A 6,000-nucleotide genomic window follows, 5' to 3' on the forward strand; every position below is an offset into this window, starting at 1 on the left:
TATGCTGACAACAAACTAGATTAAATCTCCCATTTGCTAGCAAAAAGGAGAGATTACTAAAACTATACTTAAGCACATCTTAAAGATTAAATTTCTATTATTTGACTTTCACCCAATAAATAAACTATCTAACAATTAAATAATGAGCATCTTTTATCTTATAATTTTCTAAACTGATAACTGTTTGTTTCTTATCAACAATATCATATTTAACCAGAGAATCATTAAATAAAAAATAATAGATGTTGTCTTTAAATGTAAAATATGGTGCAATATATTGCTCTGTACTAAAGCCTTCTAGATGAATAATATCTTTTTCTAAATTATCTAGATTGACTGTAGTAAAGGAAAATTCGCCATTATACAATCCTTCATTCTCTATAATCAATTGATTATTTTTAGCATCATAGTGAATATTAGTTGGATATTTATCAGGAATATCGATATAATTCTTGCTCTGACTTTTTAAATCAAAAACCAATAATTTATTTCCTGACTTATATTCCCCATCAGAATTACGCCCACTAAGTGCTTCCACAATATACAAGACATCACCTACATTAACCATTCTCATATATGCTGATGTTTCGTCAAGATTATATTTTTCGACGATGTTAAACTCTTTATCCATTTTCCAAATTTCTACATTAGGAATTTGAGTAGATAAATCCAATGTGGTTACAAGTAAGTATAAATAATTATCTACAATAACAAACTGTTGACTGGCATTTAGCTGACCATCATTTTTCACGGTAACATTAGTGACAACCTCTAAATTATTATCATATTTATAAAATTCAATTCTATCTGTAAAGACAGCAGTTGCATATAAATAATCCCCATCTGTTATAGATGCGTATGCATCATTTCCCTCTGCTAATTTAAATGTTTCACTTAAATTTTCCTTATTAATTCTAGATACATATCTTTTTAGACCTGAGGTATCTCTTGTTTTTGCAGTTGAATAAGATCCTACTTCCGAAAAACTTTCTGCCCAATAGATATATTTTTCTTTTCTAGATATATTATCTTTGAACTCATTTAAATCATAATCATCAAAGACAGCTATTTTATCACTATCCCAGATAGCCATTTTATAATCATCTACCGAATTTACCTTATTTGACTGACAGGCACTTAGAAAAATAAGGCAGCAACAAGCACTTATTAACATCAACATGAAGTTTATGGTTCTTTTATTACTTTTTAATATCATACTGATTTGCTCCTATATAGCTTTTTTATACCAATTTAAGACGTTCAAACAGATGTATAGATAATTTATTGACTAGTTTAGATGCTTCTTTTTCAATACCTGCTTTATTAACTGTACTACCAATTTGATATCCATATACAACTTATCGGTAGATGACAATCACAATATTCTTGTCATTATATCCTAGTATGATTTATTATATCAAAAAAATAAAACGTTTTCAAAAAAAGCAAAATTTCTTGCACTTCATGCTCCAGCTTTTCTAGAATCTTTTTATATTTTGTGATTTTTAAAGGAACCCCAAGCAATCAAGCAGAGCCTGATAAGAGTCAATTTCATAAGTTGGCTGGGCTAAGCTCTTATTTTTTAGATGATGAGGATTGTACCAGATGGTATCGATGCCAGCATTATTTCCACCTTGGATATCGGCGGTTAGAGAATCTCCAATCATCAGCGTCTTTTCTTTACTAAATCCAGCAATCTGCTGACCGATTTTTTTATAGAATAGTGCATCAGGTTTTTGAGTTTGCAACTGCTCTGATATAAAGACTTGGTTGAAATAGGGAGCAAGACCTGATTGAGCCAAACGACCTGTCTGAATTGTAGTTATCCCGTTGGTGGCAGCATAGAGTTCATAACCACGATCAATAAGGCTATCTAAGAGTTCCATGGCTCCATAAAATACCTGCCCCTGTTGAGCTAAATAAAACTGATAACGTTCAGCTAAGTATACGCCATCCTTCTCAATTCCAAAATGCGAAAACATTTTTGAAAATCGTGTGTTGACTAGTTCTTGTTTTGTAATCTTTTTCTCTTCCAAATCCTTCCAGAGAGACTTGTTCATTGGAACGTAATAATCTTTATAGGATTGAATATCAGCAACACCTTCTTCTTTTAGAAGTTGCGTTAAAGCCACATCCTCGGCAGCATCAAAATCGAGCAAGGTATGATCAAGGTCGAAGAGTAAAAATTTATAAGTCATAAGTATAGTATCCTAAAGTTTCTAAATAATGGTTGTTAAAATATCTTCACAATCCTTAGCTCTAAGTATATCATATTGAACATCTTATTTATGAAACTTAGTTCCTATCCTAACTAAATTTTTAACTCAGTGTAGGTTAAATCTTTTTAAAAGTTTGTAAAAAATGAACAATCTTTTTATTTTTTTGGAAATTTGTCGGAAATATCTTACTATTTTATATTATTATTTGCCCTACACTCCTTATTGTGATATAATTCACGTTATAGGGAAATTTTAGTGTTAGACTAGAAGGAGGCTTGGTTAAAGTTTGTCTATAAAATGAACCTATATAACTAACTCGTCTTTCAATTAGTGATTGACGCTACTTTATATTATATTTAGAAACTATCTTAATTTATAAGAAGGATGTATATGATGAACAAAAAGAAAAAGTTTAGTATTTTCTCATTTTTGATATGCTTATTGACAACTGTCTTTGTATTTAGTTTGAATAAGACATTTGCTGAAACCACTGAGGTTTCAGTATCTGGAAAATTTGTGGATACAATCACAAATGTTAAAGTAACGAATAACGAAGGTGGAGATTTAAATTGGGATTTAGAGCAATGGGCTACATTCCTTATCACTGCAAATTTTGATTTAAAAAATAAAAATGTCAAAGCAGGGGATACTACCGTTATATCTGTACCAGACGCTTTGATGATTACTTCACAATCATTCGATATTAAGGATATCAAAACAAATGAGATTATCGCACATGCCAAAGTGAGTGCAGATAACAAGTCCATTTCTTTGACTTATACGGATTATGTTGAAAAATACTCTGACACAAACGGATCTTTCTTCTTCTATGCTCGTGTCGATTTCAAAAAACACCCACAACAAGGAGAAATTCCAATTGAAATCACGATAAACAAGGAAACAAAACCTGCTGGAAAGATAACATTTAAAGGTATCGGAGACGGAAATCCTTATCTTTTAACAAAGACTAGCTGGGTTAACAGTGGAGACCAAAGAGAGATCCAATACACAATTTCTGTCAATCGTACAAAACAAAATATTAAGAATGTTACACTTGAGGATCACTTGCAATTTACCAATGCTTCTTACGAAAAGGATAGTATTAAAATTATTAAAGGTAAATTCTCTTACGATACCGGTGAATGGGTATTCTCAAACCGTGTTGATGTAACAGACCAACACAAGATTACAATTAGCGAAGATGGACAATCTTTCGTTATTGAATTAGGGGACATTACAGAAGAAGACCAATATCGTATTTCTTATAAAGTTCGTCTAAATTATGACCCTGTAGATCGTGAAGTCTTGAGAAATGAAGCAACGCTTAAAGGCCTAGGTATTGAAAACAAGAACGTAATTAATGCTGCTGCCGTTCAAATTCCTGGTGGTGCTGGTGTTGGTTATGTTTACTCAATCAATATCCATAAAGTCGATGATGAGAATCAACCACTTAAGGGCGCTAAATTTAAAGTAGTTCGTCAAGCTAATAATCAAGTTATTGGTGAGTTTGTATCAGATGATAATGGTAATATTGCTGTTAACAAACTGTTAAAAGACAAATATATCATCACTGAACTTGAAGCACCATCAGGTTATGTCATCAAAGTTGCAGATACAGAAGTTAACATTGAGGATTTTGGAGCTGAGCATTCAGCAACTAAAACAATCGTAAATCCAAAAGAAGAAACTACAACTACAACAACTACAACTACGACAGAAGCGCCTACAACAACAGAAGCTCCTACAACGACAGAAGCTCCTACAACAACAGAAGCTCCTACTACGACAGAAGCTCCTACAACAACAGAAGCTCCTACAACAACAGAAGCGCCTACAACAACAGAAGCTCCTACTACGACAGAAGCTCCTACAACAACAGAAGCGCCTACAACAACAGAAGCTCCTACAACAACAGAAGCTCCTACAACAACAGAAGCTCCTACAACGACAGAAGCGCCTACAACAACAGAAGCTCCTACTACGACTTCTGTAACTACTACTGAAGCGCCTACTACTTCAACAACCACTACTGAAGCGCCTACTACTTCAGTAACCACTACTGAAGCACCTACTACTTCAACAACCACTACTGAAGCGCCTACTACTTCAGTAACCACTACTGAAGCACCTACTACTTCAACAACCACTACTGAAGCGCCTACTACTTCAGTAACTACTACTGAAGCACCTACTACTTCAGTAACTACAACCGAAGAAAAACCTGGACTTCCTAAAACCGGAGAAGGTAAAGGGGCATTAGTTACTATCATTGGATTTGTAACTCTAATTTCATCTATCGCTACCATTGCTTTTTTACGCAAAAATGAAAAGAAATAAGGTTAAAGGTCGATTAATTATTTAAAAGGGCTATTTCAAATAATAGCCCTTTTTCATTTCTTCAATGAATGAATAATTTTTTTCTGTTGAACAAGTATAATTTTACACTTAAAACATTTAAATACTTGAAATTTTATTTATTTGTGATACAATTCACTTTATAGGATGTTTTTTTATTATTGACTAGTGGGAGGTGCATTTAAATTAGTGTTGTCTTGGAAAAGCAACCTATAAAATTATTCATATATTTGTAGGTTTAAGTTTTAATATACAAATAAGTGTAGAATTTGGAGACAAATAGGAGAAGAAAATGAGAAAAAATAATCTAAGTAGGCTTGCAAAAGTCTTCTTTCTTGTATTTTTACCATTATTAATCATAGTATTTTCGCGATCTGATGTGGTAAAAGCAGGAGACGTCAGTAACAATATTAGTTCACTGACTGTCTCATCAAATGAAATCACCGATGGCGGACAAACAACCGTTAAGTTTACATTTGACGAGCACGCACAAAAAATTCAACCAGGTGATACATTAAAAGTTAATTGGACTAGTTCTGGGACAGTCTTTGGGGTTGGTTTTAAAAAGACAATTCCACTAAGTATTGATGGAACTTACGTTGGAGACATGGTCATTACTGATGGATCTGCAACTGTTACTTTTAATGAAGCTATCAGAAACCTTCAAAACATCCGTGGTTGGGGGGAATTTGAGATTGAAGGTCATAACAATACAGCAACTGATAAAGAACATGTTGGTAAATTTACTATTATCAGTGGAGTTAAGACCGTAGATTTAAACGTTAAAAAAATGGCTACTGGTGTTAATAGCGCTCCATTCTATCTCAAAGCAGGTGATATGCACGCTGACGATCCTGAACACATTCTTTGGGTATTAACCATCAATGCAATGAACTTAGAAGTGGACGGCGACGTTCGTGTCGAAGACGAAGTTCAAGGCGGACACAAATTAGTGCCAGACAGCTTTAAAATTACAACAACAGGAAACAAACCTGGCTACTATTCTGGCGCTACAGCGATTGAAGATTTCAAAGCAGCGTTCCCTGGATCAACATTTACAGTGGATGCTTCAGGAAAATTTGTAGTTACGATTCCTAAAGACCTTATCAACAAGACCGGCGTTCTTATTTTCTATCGTACAAAAGTAGAAATCGATGCTCAGAAACACTTCAAGAACAACACAAAAGTTTGGTACCAAGTAAAAGGTGAAACTGCGGTTATAGCTAAAGAAGTAAACGCGTCTGTTGCGAACATCAATGCAAACGGTGGTGTAGATGGCGATAATACTTCAACACCAACAACTACAACAACAGAAGCTCCTACTACAACAGAAGCTCCTACTACAACTGAGGCTCCTACAACAACAGAAGCGCCTACTACAACAGAAGCTCCTACAACAACAGAAGCGCCTACTACAACAGAAGCT

At 34.0% G+C, this 6,000-nt stretch carries 4 protein-coding genes; 2 read left to right on the forward strand and 2 right to left on the reverse strand.

Annotated features, from left to right (window positions below; genetic code table 11):
* Window positions 1-124: 124 nt before the first annotated feature.
* The gene (locus HMPREF9423_RS06520) at window positions 125-1,093 is read right to left on the reverse strand and encodes a hypothetical protein (protein ID WP_006155828.1); all 969 of its coding nucleotides are present in this window, start codon (window positions 1,091-1,093) and stop codon (window positions 125-127) included.
* 412 nt (window positions 1,094-1,505) lie between these two features.
* Window positions 1,506-2,198 carry a pyrimidine 5'-nucleotidase PynA gene (pynA, locus tag HMPREF9423_RS06525; protein WP_006148544.1) on the reverse strand — a complete coding sequence of 231 codons (693 nt, stop codon included), beginning with the start codon at window positions 2,196-2,198 and terminating at the stop codon, window positions 1,506-1,508.
* Window positions 2,199-2,612: 414 nt separating this feature from the next.
* Between pynA and HMPREF9423_RS06530 the strand changes: the two genes are divergently transcribed.
* Both HMPREF9423_RS06530 and HMPREF9423_RS06535 read left to right on the forward strand, forming a co-directional pair.
* Window positions 2,613-4,556, forward strand: coding sequence for an Ig-like domain-containing protein (locus HMPREF9423_RS06530; protein ID WP_025170184.1), 1,944 nt, complete (start codon window positions 2,613-2,615; stop codon window positions 4,554-4,556).
* A gap of 310 nt (window positions 4,557-4,866) precedes the next feature.
* Window positions 4,867-6,000 (forward strand): collagen binding domain-containing protein (locus HMPREF9423_RS06535; RefSeq protein ID WP_006148546.1); only part of this gene is annotated, 1,134 nt, incomplete at its 3' end.

Origin of the sequence: Streptococcus infantis ATCC 700779 (assembly GCF_000187465.1) — a bacterium.
Classification (GTDB): Bacteria; Bacillota; Bacilli; order Lactobacillales; family Streptococcaceae; genus Streptococcus; species Streptococcus infantis.

Coding starts and splice junctions, on each gene's coding strand:
- HMPREF9423_RS06520 (WP_006155828.1), bottom strand. CDS start 1,093: ATGGCTATCTGGGATAGTGATAAAATAGCTGTCTTTGATGATTATGAT.
- pynA (WP_006148544.1), bottom strand. CDS start 2,198: ATGACTTATAAATTTTTACTCTTCGACCTTGATCATACCTTGCTCGAT.
- HMPREF9423_RS06530 (WP_025170184.1), top strand. CDS start 2,613: ATGAACAAAAAGAAAAAGTTTAGTATTTTCTCATTTTTGATATGCTTA.